General features: G+C 42.5%; 14 protein-coding genes and 1 pseudogene. 12 read left to right on the top strand and 3 right to left on the bottom strand.

Going from position 1 to position 14,518, the window contains the following annotated elements; all coding sequences use genetic code 11:
- Positions 1-25: 25 nt before the first annotated feature.
- The 12 genes and pseudogenes from C1A07_RS03165 to C1A07_RS03110 all read left to right on the top strand — a co-directional run bounded on the left by C1A07_RS03165 (position 26) and on the right by C1A07_RS03110 (position 12,291).
- Entirely contained in the window at positions 26-484 is a 459-nt protein-coding gene (locus C1A07_RS03165; RefSeq protein ID WP_101875827.1) for an Hsp20/alpha crystallin family protein, read from the top strand.
- Between the two features lie 114 nt (positions 485-598).
- Positions 599-2,185 (top strand): annotated as a pseudogene (locus C1A07_RS03160) (transposase).
- Between the two features lie 395 nt (positions 2,186-2,580).
- On the top strand, positions 2,581-3,063 hold the full coding sequence (locus C1A07_RS03155; RefSeq protein WP_101875826.1) for a DUF2798 domain-containing protein: 483 nt from the start codon (positions 2,581-2,583) through the stop codon (positions 3,061-3,063).
- A gap of 151 nt (positions 3,064-3,214) precedes the next feature.
- Positions 3,215-4,234 (top strand): transglutaminase domain-containing protein, encoded by a 1,020-nt coding sequence (locus tag C1A07_RS03150; protein ID WP_101878013.1) that lies wholly within the window; start codon positions 3,215-3,217, stop codon positions 4,232-4,234.
- Positions 4,231-4,866, top strand: coding sequence for an endonuclease III domain-containing protein (locus C1A07_RS03145; protein ID WP_101875825.1), 636 nt, complete (start codon positions 4,231-4,233; stop codon positions 4,864-4,866). Before C1A07_RS03150 ends, C1A07_RS03145 begins: the two co-directional genes overlap by 4 nt.
- An 85-nt stretch (positions 4,867-4,951) precedes the next feature.
- A complete protein-coding gene (locus C1A07_RS03140; protein WP_101875824.1) occupies positions 4,952-5,395 on the top strand; it encodes a MarR family winged helix-turn-helix transcriptional regulator in 444 nt (147 codons plus the stop codon).
- Positions 5,392-6,687, top strand: coding sequence for an MATE family efflux transporter (locus tag C1A07_RS03135; RefSeq protein WP_101875823.1), 1,296 nt, complete (start codon positions 5,392-5,394; stop codon positions 6,685-6,687). Before C1A07_RS03140 ends, C1A07_RS03135 begins: the two co-directional genes overlap by 4 nt.
- Before the next feature lie 173 nt (positions 6,688-6,860).
- Positions 6,861-8,171 carry a phenylacetate--CoA ligase family protein gene (locus C1A07_RS03130; RefSeq protein ID WP_101875822.1) on the top strand — a complete coding sequence of 437 codons (1,311 nt, stop codon included), beginning with the start codon at positions 6,861-6,863 and terminating at the stop codon, positions 8,169-8,171.
- A 1-nt stretch (position 8,172) separates the two neighbouring features.
- Positions 8,173-9,906 (top strand): indolepyruvate ferredoxin oxidoreductase subunit alpha, encoded by a 1,734-nt coding sequence (gene iorA / locus C1A07_RS03125; protein ID WP_101875821.1) that lies wholly within the window; start codon positions 8,173-8,175, stop codon positions 9,904-9,906.
- Positions 9,907-9,908: 2 nt separating this feature from the next.
- Positions 9,909-10,478: an indolepyruvate oxidoreductase subunit beta gene (locus tag C1A07_RS03120; RefSeq protein WP_101875820.1), complete on the top strand. Its 570-nt coding sequence runs from the start codon at positions 9,909-9,911 to the stop codon at positions 10,476-10,478.
- A 49-nt stretch (positions 10,479-10,527) separates the two neighbouring features.
- Positions 10,528-11,826 carry a phenylacetate--CoA ligase family protein gene (locus C1A07_RS03115; protein ID WP_101875819.1) on the top strand — a complete coding sequence of 433 codons (1,299 nt, stop codon included), beginning with the start codon at positions 10,528-10,530 and terminating at the stop codon, positions 11,824-11,826.
- Between the two features lie 36 nt (positions 11,827-11,862).
- Positions 11,863-12,291: an ACT domain-containing protein gene (locus C1A07_RS03110; RefSeq protein WP_101875818.1), complete on the top strand. Its 429-nt coding sequence runs from the start codon at positions 11,863-11,865 to the stop codon at positions 12,289-12,291.
- A 72-nt stretch (positions 12,292-12,363) separates the two neighbouring features.
- Here the strand turns inward: C1A07_RS03110 and C1A07_RS03105 are convergent, their stop codons facing one another.
- The 3 genes from C1A07_RS03105 to C1A07_RS03095 form a co-directional block, all read right to left on the bottom strand.
- Positions 12,364-12,771 carry a PaaI family thioesterase gene (locus C1A07_RS03105; RefSeq protein WP_101875817.1) on the bottom strand — a complete coding sequence of 136 codons (408 nt, stop codon included), beginning with the start codon at positions 12,769-12,771 and terminating at the stop codon, positions 12,364-12,366.
- Positions 12,764-13,432 carry a DUF6198 family protein gene (locus tag C1A07_RS03100; RefSeq protein ID WP_101875816.1) on the bottom strand — a complete coding sequence of 223 codons (669 nt, stop codon included), beginning with the start codon at positions 13,430-13,432 and terminating at the stop codon, positions 12,764-12,766. The genes C1A07_RS03105 and C1A07_RS03100 overlap by 8 nt, the downstream gene beginning before the upstream one ends.
- 157 nt (positions 13,433-13,589) lie before the next feature.
- On the bottom strand, positions 13,590-14,495 hold the full coding sequence (locus C1A07_RS03095; protein WP_101875815.1) for an AraC family transcriptional regulator: 906 nt from the start codon (positions 14,493-14,495) through the stop codon (positions 13,590-13,592).
- Between the last annotated feature and the right edge of the window lie 23 nt (positions 14,496-14,518).

Here is a 14,518-nt window from a genome sequence, read left to right as displayed (position 1 = left end):
AAACATATTTAAGGAGGAATGATTTATGTTAATGCCTAGTATTTTTGGACAGGATTTATTTGATGACTTTTTTAGAATGCCGTATTTTGACGACAGGGATATGAAAAAAATGGAAAGAAAGCTTTATGGACATCACGGAAAGAATCTGATGAAAACAGATATTAAAGAGTCAGGCGACAGCTATGAGCTGGAGATGGATCTTCCAGGATTTACAAAAGATGAGGTAAAGGCTTCTCTAAAGGACGGCTATTTAACCATCAGCGCTGCAAAAGGCCTGGATCAGGATGAGCAGGATAAGAAAACCGGCCGTTATATCAGAAAGGAGCGTTACGCAGGCGCCTGCCAGAGATCCTTCTATGTAGGCGAAGGATTAAAGGAAGAGGACATTAAGGGAGAGTTTAAGCATGGTATTTTAAGACTGACAATTCCTAAAAAAGAAGCTGTTCCGGCAGTAGAAGAAAAGAAATACATTGCCATTGAATAAAAATAGTAATGCTCGTGAAATACCTCGCAAACTATTTGCTAGGGGCTGTAAAAAAACAGCTCTAAAAAAACGCTGAGGTCGTGAGATTTCAGCGTTTTTTTGGTATAATTAATTATGCGACTAACTAAAAATACCAATAATAATTATACTGTAAGACAATTAAAATTACCATTAGAAATTGAAAAATTAATTGATATTTCTGATCCTGTATATACTTTCTGCGAAGTAATGGATCACATTGACCTATCAGGATATTTTGTAGAGAAGGGATACAAAACAGGTCGTCCAAGATGTGATGAACAGAAACTCCTCAAAGTAATACTTTTTGCTTTTATGGAACACGGAATCTGTTCTCTGAGAAATATTGAAAAACTCTGTAGAAATGATATCCGATACATGTACCTGCTTGATGGCATGAGAGCCCCTTCCTTTGTTACTTTCGGCAACATCATCCGAAATGAACTTACAGATTCAATCGAACAGATTTTTTTGGATGTGAATACTTATATTTTTGAAAAAGACCAGGTGGATCTGGAACATACTTATATCGATGGTACTAAAATAGAGGCGAATGCGAATCGATATACCTGGATATGGAAAAAATCTTGTACAAAAAATCGAGATAAGGTTTTTAAAAAGATTTCAATGCTGATCGAGGCCATGAACCAAAACGTGTTAAGCTATTTCGGTGTAAAGCTTCAAAAGAGGGAAGAGTATGCCATTGATTATGTTTGTGAACTGTTGGAAATGTACAAAAAAGAAACAGCTCTGAAGGAGTCCTCGTTTGTTTCCGGCTGTGGTCACAGAAAAAGTATTCAGCAAAAACAGTATCAGGAATTGCAGAGATATCTTGAACGCTTGAAAACATATGCACATCATATAGAAATCTGTGGAGATGAAAGAAACAGTTATTCCAAAACAGACCATGATGCCACATTTATGCGTTTAAAAAGAGATTACATGGGAAATGATCAGCTGCTTCCAGCGTATAATCTCCAGACTGCTGTCTGTGATGAATACATTGCGGCAGTAGATGTAAAACACTATGCATCAGATATGGAATGCTTTGTTCCGCTGATGGAGAAATTTAATGAAATGTACGGACATTACCCCAAATATCCAGTTGCCGATGCGGGATATGGTTCTTACAATAACGATCTTTATTGTGAAGAGCATGGGATGGAAAAGTATATGAAATTCACTATGTTCAAGAAAGAAACAACAGATAAGAAATATCATAAAGACCCATATCGTGCTGTAAACTTTGGAAGGGATGAATCTGGGAACCCGATCTGCCCAAATGGCAAGAGATTTTACTTTAAAGGCAAACGTCATGTTTATAAGAATAAATATGGAAGAACAGAAGAACTCTATGAATGTGAATCTTGAGATGGTTGCCAGCATAAAAAAGAATGCAGTTCAAAGGCCTCTGGTAATCGAACAATTCGCATGAATCAGGAATTGACAGCCATCCATCAGGAGGTGATCAAAAATCTTGAAACCACCCAAGGAAGTCTTTTAGGAATGAATCGAAGTATTCAGGCAGAAGGAACATTTGGGATTTTAAAGTGGGATAAATATTACAAAAGATTATTTCGGAGAGGCGAGAAAAACGTAATACTCGAAGTCACATTGATTTCGTGTGGCTTTAACCTTTATAAATATCATAATAAAAAGCGGAGACAAGAAATAGTTGCTTAAAATGTAAAAGTTATACATATAGCTTTATTAAGTGTACGTTTTTTTACATATAAGATCAGAAATCATGTTCATATAACAGATATTGAAACAAGGAATCGCCAGAACCGGCATTTGCCAGAACTGGCGATTCCTAATTAAGGACTTATTTTACAGCCCCTTTCCCGTAGTTTTTATAAAACGAGGAACGAGTGAAATAAAAAACACTTACAATCTTGAAAAAAGTCTGCTATAATAATACAGAATTAATAGATTGTCGGTTTATAACGCAGTGAGATGTATACAAACAGTAGAAGTCGCAACGAGTTAAAGGAGGCTTCTGCTGTTTTTTTTGTTGCCTGTGCAAGCGTGTTCTCAAAAAGTATATTCTGACAAAATAAGAGGAGGAAAATAAGAAAATGCCGTTGCATAAGAGAGAAAGTTTAATTTATACTGTAATGATATGTTTTGTTATGGTGCTGGGAATGAGCGTGTACAATGTAACGCTCCACACAGGAAGCTTTAACATGGAGACTATAAAAGAAAGCTGGCTGGGACTGCCAATGGCATATGTTTACGCCATGTGTTTTGACTGGTTCATTGTGTCCAAACCAGCCAAAGCCTTTGCATTCCGCTACCTTGTAAATCCGGAAAGCCCGGTGTGGCAGAAAATCATTGCTGTTTCCTGCTGTATGGTGGTGCCAATGGTAATTGTTATGTCCTTTTACGGCGGTCTGGAAGCCTGCGTAAAAAGCGGGGCCTGGAATCAGCTGCTTATAATCTGGCTGATTAACATACCAAAAAATTTCATTATGGCATTGCCGTTTCAGCTGATTATTGCAGGTCCGCTGGTGAGAAAGGTATTCAGAACAGCATTTCCTGTTGGCAAAGTGCTTGCATAATGGCCAGAACAGTATAATTTTGCTGCCATGACATTGTAGTAGAAAAAATAAAAAGATTATGATAAAATCTATAAAAGTTGGCTGTACACTGGAAAGCCGCAAAAGAGCCGGATTTAACGCCGGTTCTTTTTTAAGCCAAAAGGAGATGACAATGGAACCGTATTATTATCATATAATGGACAAGGCCAGCCAAACCGTATATTATGCCATGAAAGCCGGACTGACAGCCTTGGCTCCCTCTTTTTCAGTTCCCCGTTTAGAGGGGAAGGAGCTAAGCCGGATTTTCTTTCTGCTGCGCCTGGATTGCCCTGAGATTTTTTATGTATCAGGATTTCAATACCGGTTTTATCCGGGAAGCCCTAATGTAGAAATAATTCCTGAATATTTATTTGACAAAGATAAAATTAAAGATCACCAGAAGGCCATGAAAGCCAGAATTTTAAAGCTGGCCCGCCCTGCTGAAGGTATGGGGGAATGGGAAAAGGAAAAATATATTCACGACTTTATTTGTACCTCAGTGCGGTACGATAAGCTGAAAAAGCCTTATTCCCATGAAATTATAGGGCCTTTGGGACAGGGCGTAGGAGTGTGCGAGGGCATTGCAAAGGCCGTAAAAGCTTTATGTGATAAGCTGGGGCTGTGGTGTATAATTGCAGTTTCAGAAGCTGATCCGGAAAAAAATATAAAGTATCGCCACGCCTGGAATATTATAAAAATAGGTTCTGAGTACTATCATTTAGACGCCACCTTTGACAATAGTTTAGGCCGTGATCACAGGGTGCGTTATGATTACTTTAATTTAGATGATAAGCGTATTTTCCTGGACCATCAGCCGGTAATTGAGAAAACGCCTGAGTGCCGCTGCAGGGAACATTTTTATTATAAGGAAGTAAAAATGTCCTTTACTAAAATAGAGGATGTGGAAAAAAGGGCCGCTCAGGCTGTGAGAAAAGGAAAGCCTTTGATTTTTCATTGGAGGGGAGGCTATTTGACAAGGGAAGTAATAAAGCAGCTGGCGGAAATTCTGCAGCAGACAGCCAGAAAAAAAGAAAAGTATGCAAAAATCAGTCTAAACTGGCCTCAAGGGGTGATGCAGGCAGATTTTTATAATAATGTTTGTGAGGAAGAAGTTATTTTAGAAGATGCAAATGAAGGAGAAAACATAAAATGACAAAAGAAGAGTTGGCTTTGGAAGCTATAGAACGTTTAAAAAAAGAATATCCGGACGTAGGCTGTACTTTAGATTACGACCAGGCCTGGAAGCTGTTAGTGGGAGTGCGCCTGGCAGCTCAGTGTACAGATGCCAGAGTAAATATAGTGGTTCAGGATTTATATGAGAAGTACCCTGATGTAAACGCGCTTGCAGAGGCAGAGCCGGAGGATATAGAGGCCATTGTAAAGCCCTGCGGTTTAGGCCGCAGCAAAGCCAGAGATATTAGTAAAACTATGAGAATATTAAGAGACGAATATAAAGGAAAGGTGCCGGATAATTTTGAAGCTCTTTTAAAGCTGCCGGGAGTAGGCAGAAAAAGCGCCAACCTGATTATGGGAGATGTATTCGGGAAGCCAGCCATTGTGACAGATACCCATTGTATACGTTTAGTAAACCGAATCGGTTTAGTGGACGGAATCAGAGAGCCTAAAAAAGTGGAAATGGCTTTGTGGAAGCTGATTCCTCCTGAGGAGGGCAGCGATTTCTGCCACAGACTTGTATTTCACGGAAGAGAGGTATGCACAGCCAGAACAAAACCTTACTGTGATAAATGCTGCTTAAAAGATATTTGTGAGAAAAACGGAATTTAGGAGAAAGCTGTCTGGTTTCTTGACAAATAACAAAAAGTGTGTCAATCTCATATAATCCGAAATCGTACTATATGGAGGGGATAAGATGAATATTGAAACAGCCAGAAAAAGCTATTATGATTATTGGCATGGAATGACAAAGATTTACGAGGACTGGGCGCAGAAGTATCATATGTCCGGCAATTCTATGTTTATATTGCAGATAATATGGGAGTACAGCGGAAAAGTAACTCAGAAAGACATTTGCGAGGCTTTGCTTCTTCCAAAGCAGACAGTCAACTCTATTTTAAAAACATATGAGAAAAGTAAGTGGGTTTCTTTTGAAGCCTTAGAGTCAGACAGGAGAAATAAGGCAGTGTTTTTAACAGAAGCAGGGGAGAAGGTCTGCAGTGAAATTTTTCCTAAACTGATTGGCATGGAAGAAAAAGCCATGGAACAAATGGGCGCTGACCAGTGCAGAAAAATGACGGAGTACAACAATCATTTCCTGGAGATTTTAAAGGGATTAATGGAGGACTCTGAAAAGTGAAGAAGACCTTTTTTTTAAATGTGCTTCCTGCTATGCTGGCCTTTGCATTTTCCGGCGTATACGCCATTGTGGACGGCTATTTTGTAGGCCAGAATGTAGGAGATACCGGACTAGCCTCCATTAATATTGGCTATCCGATTACTGCTTTGATTCAGGCTGTAGGAACAGGAATCGGCATGGGAGGAGCAGTGAACATTGCCTTTTCCAGGGGCAGAGGAGAAAGGGAGAATGAAAAAGGATATTTGGGGAACACAATATTTCTCCTGGCCTTTGCATCTGTTTGCCTGACCATGATTCTGTGGATCTTCCACGAACCTTTGCTAAAGTCGTTTGGAGCTAAGGGGGAAATTTTAAAGGGAGCAAAGGAATATATTGGCGTCATCATATTAGGAGCGGCCTGTCAGATTATTTCCACCGGACTTTTGCCCGTACTGCGAAATTACGGCGCCGTCATACTTGCCATGGTCTATATGATGGCAGGCTTTATGACAAATGTAGTATTAGATTATTTATTTGTTTCCGCATGGCAGCAGGGCCTAGCCGGCGCCGCATGGGCTACGATTATAGGCCAGGCGGTGACAATGGTTCCCTGTATTTTGTTTGTTTTAAAAAAGGAAATCAGAGTTTCTGTTTCAAACCTATTGCCAGTGAAAAAGTATTTATCTAAAATTGGGGAAACAGGGATTTCCCCCTTAGGTTTAACACTTTCTCCGAATATTGTGATTTTAATTATTAACAGATTTGCAGTAGATTACGGCGGAGCCATTGCCGTAACTGTATACGCGGTAATCAGCTACGTGCTGGCTGTGCTGCAGCTGCTGCTTCAGGGAATTGGAGACGGGGTTCAGCCTTTAATGAGCCTGTACGCGGGAAGCGGCAACTGGAAAGCCATGAAAGGCATGAGGCGGCTGGCCTACAGCTTTGCATTTGCCGTTACTGTGGTATGCGCAGGAGCAGTGATTATGTTGTCTGGAAAAATCCCTGGATTTTTCGGAGCTTCCCAGGAAGCGGGAAATATGATTGTAAACATTATTCCTATATTTATGGGAGGAATCATATTTTCTTCATTTTTAAGAATCACCATCGCCGGATTTTACGCCACAGGAAATAACAAAGCCGCCTATTTTTTGATTTACGGCGAACCCTTCCTGCTTTTAGGACTTTTAAAATTTGTCCTTCCTCCGGCGGCCGGCCTGGAAGGGGTTTGGATGTCTCAGCCGGCCTCGCAGATTATATTAATGATCATTAGTATGATTCTCATGGTAAAAAACAGCAGAAGGATATCGTGCTGACATTTAACAAAATAATTATAGAAAATAATGCCTTTGCAGGAAGCGGGGGCGTTATTTTTTTGATTTAACGCTTTGCACTGATAAAATTAGGTATTTATTTATACAATCATGTATGATATAATTGTATAAATATTGTGCAAAATGATAATTCAGGAGAAATGTGAGGACTACTTATGATTTGGGCGAAAGAAGAAACCTTTTCCAGACAGGAAATCCAGGAACTGCAGCTTTTTAGATTGAAAAAGACTGTTCAGCGCGTATATGAAAAGGTGCCTGCTTACCGAAAAAAAATGGATGAAATTGGAATCAGGCCGGAACATATTAAAACCTTAAAAGATGTGGGCAGACTGCCGTTTACAACAAAGCAGGATATGAGGGACACCTATCCCTTTGGACTGTTTGCTGTAGGGAAGGATGAGTTAAAAAGAATTCACGCTTCCAGCGGCACTACAGGAAAGCCTACAGTAGTGGGATATACAGATAATGATATTGAAGTTTGGAGGGAATGTGTAGCCCGACTTGCCTGCGCAGGAGGAGCTACGTCTAAGGACGTAGCCCAGATCTGTTTTGGATACGGCATGTTTACAGGCGCTCTGGGCCTTCATTATGGCCTGGAGAAGGTGGGAGCGGCTATTGTGCCTTCCTCCACAGGAAATACAGAAAAACAGCTGATGTATATGAAGGACTTTGGAAGCACTCTTTTAGTTGCAACGCCTTCCTACGCTTTGCGCATTGCAGAGGTTGCAAAACAGATCGGCTTAGACCCAAAGAAAGATCTGCAGATTCAGGTGGCTTTAGTAGGCAGCGAGCTTATGACGGAAGCCATGAGAGAGGAAATGTATAAGGTGTGGGGCAGGGATCTGAAGCTGACTCAGAATTACGGAATGAGCGAGCTTATGGGACCTGGAGTTTCAGGAGAATGTCTGGAGCTTTGCGGTATGCATATTAATGAAGACCATTTCCTGATGGAGATTATTGACCCTAAAACAGGGGAGGTGCTGCCCCCTGGAGAAAAGGGGGAGGTAGTCGTCACATGCCTGACAAAAGAAGCTTTGCCTTTGATCCGCTACCGCACCAGGGATATTTCCAGGCTGTTTTATGAGCCGTGTAAATGTGGAAGAACTACAGCTCGCATGGAAAACCTGTCAGGCAGAACAGACGATATGCTGAAAATCCGCGGCGTCAACGTATTTCCAAGTCAAATTGAAGAGGTGCTGTTAAAAACAGAGGGAATCGGACCTCACTATGAAATCATAGTAAGCAGAAAGAATCATTCTGACATTTTGGAAATCAAAGTGGAAATTGAGCCGGACTCTATGGGAGACTCCTACGGAGCGCTGGAGAGAATTGAAGAAAATATAAAATCCAGGCTGAGAATGATTTTAGGTTTGGACGCCATTGTAAAATTAGTATCCCCAAATACTTTAAGAAGGTTTGAAGGAAAAGCCAAAAGAGTTACAGATTTACGAAAGGAAGGAAACTAAAGTGCAAAAAAAATTACTATTAGGAAATGAAGCTATAGCCAGAGGCGCTTATGAGGCGGGAGTTAAGGTATCAGCAGCTTACCCAGGCACCCCCAGCACAGAAATCAGTGAAAGTATAGCAAAATATGATCAGGTTTATGCAGAGTGGGCGCCAAATGAAAAGGTAGCTATGGAAGTAGCCATCGGAGCCTCTATAAGCGGGGCCAGAGCCATGGCCAGCATGAAGCACGTAGGAGTAAACGTAGCTGCCGACCCTCTTTACACAGCCGCTTATACAGGAGTAAGAGGAGGTCTTGTTATTGTAGCTGCCGACGATCCGGGCATGTACAGCTCCCAAAACGAGCAGGACAGCAGAATGGTAGCCAGAGCCGCTATGATACCTGTTCTGGAGCCTTCTGACAGCAGGGAAGCGAAGGAGTTTACAAAGCTGGCGTTCTCATTAAGTGAAACATATGACACACCGATTATGGTTCGGACTACCACCAGACTTTCCCATTCTCAGGGACTTGTAGAGCTGGAGGACAGGCAGGAAGTAGAAGTGCGTCCTTATGAAAGAGACATGAGAAAGTTTGTAATGATGCCTGGAAACGCAAAAATGCGCCATCCTTTTGTGGAAGAAAGACTGAAAAAAATGGGGGAGGACAGCTGCCAATTTTCTATTAACCAGGCAGAATACAGGGACGCCTCCGTAGGCTTTATTACCAGCGGAATTCCTTACCAGTATGTAAGGGAGGCTATGCCTGAGGCTTCTGTTTTAAAATTAGGCCTGGTACATCCGCTTCCCAGAAAATTAATTGAAGAATTTGCATCTAAGGTAGATAAGCTGTACATATTTGAAGAGCTGGAGCCTGTAATTGAAGAGCAGGTGCGCTCCTGGGGAATTAAAGTTCAGGGAAAAGAGCTGTTTACTGTACAGGGAGAATACAGCGCCAATATGATCAGAGAAAGGCTGCTGGGAGAAAAGCTGGAATTTCAGCCGGAGCAGGTGCCTGCAAGGCCGCCTATTCTTTGCCCGGGATGTCCTCACAGAAGCGTATTTTCCGTGCTCAGCAAAATGAAAATACACGCTGCAGGCGATATTGGCTGTTACACATTGGGAGCTGTGGCGCCTTTAAACGTAGTGGACACTACTATTTGTATGGGAGCCAGCATCAGCACTCTTCACGGAATGGAAAAGGCCAACGGTAAGGATTTTGTGAAAAACTGGGTGGCTGTAATCGGAGATTCCACATTCCTGCACACAGGGGTTAATTCCCTGATGAATATGGTTTACAACCAGGGCTGCGGCACTGTAGTAATTCTGGATAACTCTACCACAGGAATGACAGGACATCAGGAACATGCGGCCACAGGAAAAACCTTAAAGGGGCAGATTGTGCCGGCTGTGGATATTACAGGGCTTTGTAAAGCTATGGGAATTGAACATGTATATGAGGTAAATGCCTTTGATTTAAAGGAGTTGGAGGAGACATTAAAAAGAGAGACTGCCAGAGAGCAGGTATCAGTAATTATCACCAAGTCGCCGTGCGCCCTGTTAAAGGGTATCTCCTTCCCGGATGTTTGCCGTGCAATTCCTGAAAAGTGCAAAAAGTGCGGGGCATGTCTGCGCCCAGGATGTCCGGCTTTAACAAAGCAGGAAGACGGAACTATCAAAATAGATGAGACTATGTGCAACGGCTGCGGTCTTTGTATGCAGCTTTGTAAATTTGATGCAATTGTAAAGGAGGGCAGATAATTATGGCGGCAGCAAATATTATGATTGTGGGAGTAGGAGGCCAGGGTACTCTTTTAACCAGCAGAATTTTAGGAAATCTGGCCATTGAAGCCGGACATAATGTAAAGCTTTCTGAGGTACACGGAATGGCCCAGAGAGGCGGAAGCGTTGTTACCTTTGTCCGCTACGGCGAGGAAGTAGCCGAGCCTATTGTGGAGGAGGGCTGCGCAGATATTTTAATTGCATTTGAAAAGCTGGAGGCTTTGCGCTACACTCAGTTTTTGAAAAAAGACGGGGTAATTATTGTAAATAATCAGAGAATCGACCCTATTACAGTTGTAACAGGAGTTGCTAAATACCCGGAAAATATTTTAGAAAAGCTTCAGGAAAAGTATAAAACCATTGTTGTCAACGCTGCAGAGGAGGCAAAGAAGCTGGGCACTCCAAAGGCCTTTAACGTGGTAGTTCTGGGGGCGGCTGCCAGATACATGGATTATTCAAAGGAGCAGTGGGAGGAAGTAATACGAAATACAGTTCCGCCAAAAACAGTAGAAGTGAATCTGAAGGCCTTTGAGGCAGGCTACAGTCTGTAGGGTTTAAAAGAGATTGTAAAGAATAGCAGTGGGAGAAAGGAAAAGCGGCATGATATGGAATGAGACAAAAGAATGCATGAGCAGGGACGAGATGCAGACAATACAGAGCGCTCGTCTTGTAAAACTGGTAAACAGAGTTTACCACAATGTAGAGTACTACAGAAAGAAAATGCAGCAGATTGGGTTAGAGCCTGGGGATATTCAGGGAATTGAAGACTTAAATAAGCTGCCTTATACTACAAAGGACGATTTAAGGGACACTTATCCTTTCGGCATGTTTGCTGTTCCCAGATCTGAGATTGTCCGCGTTCATGCATCCAGCGGAACTACAGGAAAAGCTACAGTAGTGGGATATACCAGAAGAGATATTGATATGTGGAGCGAATGTGTGGCCAGATGTATTGCCATGGCAGGCTTAGGCAGAGACGATATTATCCAGGTGGCCTACGGCTACGGCTTATTTACAGGAGGCTTAGGCGCTCACTATGGGGCAGAGCATATTGGAGCCACTGTTGTTCCTATGTCCACCGGAAATACAAAAAAGCTGGTAACTATGATGGCGGACTTTGGAGCTACAGGAATTATGTGTACTCCATCCTATCTGCTGCACATTTCTGAATACATACATGAGCACAACATGATGGACCAGATTAAGCTGAAAGCTTGTATCTGCGGGGCGGAGCCCTGGACAGAGAAAATGCGTCTCCGCCTGGAGGAGGAGCTTCATATTCGCGCCCATGATATTTACGGCCTCAGCGAGATTATGGGACCGGGAGTTGCCTGCGACTGTGAGTGCCATAAAGGACTTCATGTATTTGACGATTATTTCCTGCCTGAAATCATTGATTCTACAACATTAGAACAGGTGCCAAACGGGGAGACAGGGGAACTGGTATTTACAACATTGACAAAAGAGGGAATTCCTCTGGTGCGGTACCGCACAAAGGATCTTACCAGCATCACTTATGAAAAATGTGAATGCGGCAGAACCCTGCCTCGGATTTCCAGATTTAAGGGACGTTCTGACGACATGCTGATTATCCGCGGCGTCAACGTATTCCCATCCCAGATAGAAACTGCCCTTTTAGAGCTGGCAGGCACTACGCCGCATTACTTAATGATTGTGGACAGAGTCAATAATCTGGATACCCTGGAGATTCAGGTGGAGGTAGAGGAAAGATTTTTCTCTGACGAGATCAGAAAGCTGGAAAACCTGACTCAAACCATTGGAAATGCTGTTCAGCAGGCTGTAGGATTATCTGCAAAAATTAAGCTGGTGGCTCCTAAGACTTTGGAGCGCAGCATGGGTAAATCTAAGCACGTTATTGACAACCGTGTGTATGAGTAATAGAAAACTATTAAGGGAAGAAAGAGAGGAAAAGCTATGTTTGTAAAACAAGTTTCTGTATTTTTGGAAAATAGGGCGGGAACCCTGGCTGAGACAGCTGATATTTTAAAGGAGAGAGAAATTAATATTCTGTCATTAAGTCTGGCGGATACTAGTGAGTACGGATTGCTGCGCATGGTTGTTTCCGACCCGGAAAAGGCAAAAGACGTGCTGAGAGCAAACGGATTTTCCGCCATGCTTACAGATGTAGTGGCTGTTCAGCTGGAAAACAAAGTGGGGATGCTCCACGGACTTCTCCATGTAATCCAGGAAACAGGGCTGAATATAGAATATATGTATGCTTTAGCTTCCACTGAAATCGGCGCAATGATTATTAAAACATCTGACGGAGCCAAGGCTGTGGAGGCGCTGCAGCAGGCAGGACTTCATGTGCTCAACGGAGAAACTATTTACCACATTAAATAAATAAGGGTGTCCAATAAGAATAAGAACAGGGGGCCGCCGCACCAGGCAATTGGTGCGGCGGCCCCCCTGTTCTTATCTTTTTACAAATCCATTGGCAGTGAGGGCTGCAATTAGCTTTTGATTCTCGTCAGTAATATCTACAGTGTAGTAGACTGCAGTGCGCCCTTCTTTTACCTTCCGGGCTTTTGCATAAAGCACTCCGGCCTTGGCCCCTCCCAGATAAGTAATCTGGCTGTTTAAAGACACTGTTAAGGTTTTATTCCAGTTGGCGGCCACTGCGAAGGCAAAGTCCGCCAGTGTAAAAATAGCCCCTCCCATTACTGTTCCCGCAGCATTTAAGTGGTTTTCTGTGATCTCCATTGTGCAGCAGGCCTGACCGTCCTCCACAGACTGTATGCGGCAGCCGGAGAGGTAAGCAAAGCGGTCTCCCTCAAACCGTTTTTGCACTTGTTTTAAAACCTGATTTAATTCTTCATTCATATAGGTTCCTCCTGTTAAGGGCAACTGCCCGGTAAAACGTAATATGCTTGTCTAAAAATCCCTGAACTAAGGATACGGCCTTGCCTGTAGATAAAGCGCAAATCACTGTTCCCAGCCCCACTCCTGTAATTCTGTGAAGAATAAAAAAGGAAATCACAGCGGTGGCTGTAAGACAGGACAAATCAAAAATAGTTTTCACATTTTTATAAGGCTTGGCAATAATAGAAGACAAGTCTCTGGGAAATACATCTGTTGGTATAATAGGCAGGAGAGAATTATTTGCCAGACAGATTCCAAAAGCCAGAATGAAAAAGCTTAATATAAAATAGAAAATCCTTACGCCCAGCCCCTCTGGAAGTCCGGCTGTCTGAAACTGAAAAAAGTCCAGCATTTTTCCAAACACAATGCCCATGGCAAAGGAAAATATGTACCCAAAATTAATTCGTTTATATAAAATCATTAAAATAGCCACCAGCATTGTCTGGAACAGGTAGTTCCATGTACCAAAGGATAAAAAAGAAAAGGCCATACTAAAAACATAGGGCACAGAAGAGATAGAGGAGATTCCGAATCCGCTTTTTGTCATCAGCACAACGCCGAAGCTGTTGATCACAATAGCAAAAAATAAAGCCAGTTCTCCGGGAAACTTAAATTTTTTCATTATAAACACTCCTTAAAATACGCTGATGGAATCATCAGTTTTTTGTACTGACGTTATTGTAATCCTGTAAAAGAAAATAATCAATACAGAATTTTTTAAAAATAAAGCGTCAATATACGTATGAAAATAAACAATATTTGTGTAGAAGGAAAAATCATTATCTGATATTTTTACAATATTCAGAAGGGCTGCACTTCATTTTGCTGCGGAAGGCCTTTGTATAACGGCTGGCATTAGAAAATCCGGTCATGGAGGCAACCTGAAGAATGGTGTACCTGCCGTCCTCTAAAAGGGTCAGGCTTTGCATCACCCGGTAATCTTCAAGATACCCGGTAATGGTCATACCCATTTGTTTTCTGAAAATGCGGGAGCAAGTTTCCCTGCTGACCATAATCAGATCAGCCAGGCGCGCCAGGCTGATTTTTTCTGCGTAATTTTCGTGGATATAATCTAAAATCCTGCGCACCCGGCTGCTGTTTAAGCTGTTTTCCGACTGGAGAATAGTAGCCTTTGATGCAGAAATCAACAGAAAAGCCAGCTGACAGAAAAGGCTCTTTACAGCCAGCTCATAGGCAAAAGGCTTTTCACAGAATATTTTATCCAGCTGAAAACAGCAGTCTAAAATATCCTTTTCCCTGTGCTCATTTAAAAGGATTCCTGAAAGTGACGGGGCGGAGGCAAAGGGGTGAATGTATTTTTGCGCCGGCAGACTTTCCGGCGTGCCGTATATAAAACGGGGATGGACAATAATGGTCAGCAGAATTACAGGCTCTGTTCCCTTTGGAAGCACCATGTGGGTGGTGCCGGAGTTTATAAAAATTCCGTTTCCCTTTGTAAGAGCGTGGGAAATCCCGTTAATATGAAAAATGGCGGCCCCCTGTTTTACTATGGAAAACTCCCATTCGTCATGCCAGTGGCAGGGAATGTGGCGTTCCTTAAAGCCGTCCAGATGATCGTGGAGAATTTCCACTGGAAATACTACCTGGCCGTGCTGCTTTGTTTCGTGAAGAGAAGCGCTGTCAATAGAAAGAGAGCGAAAATGCTCATTCTGGCGGTATATCATAAAAGACTCCTCATAGCTGCTTT

Source organism: Lachnoclostridium edouardi (assembly GCF_900240245.1).
GTDB classification, from domain to species: Bacteria; Bacillota; Clostridia; order Lachnospirales; family Lachnospiraceae; genus Lachnoclostridium_A; species Lachnoclostridium_A edouardi.
The sequence above is the reverse complement of the archived record's forward strand: the minus strand, read 5'-3'. Positions and strand labels throughout refer to the sequence as shown.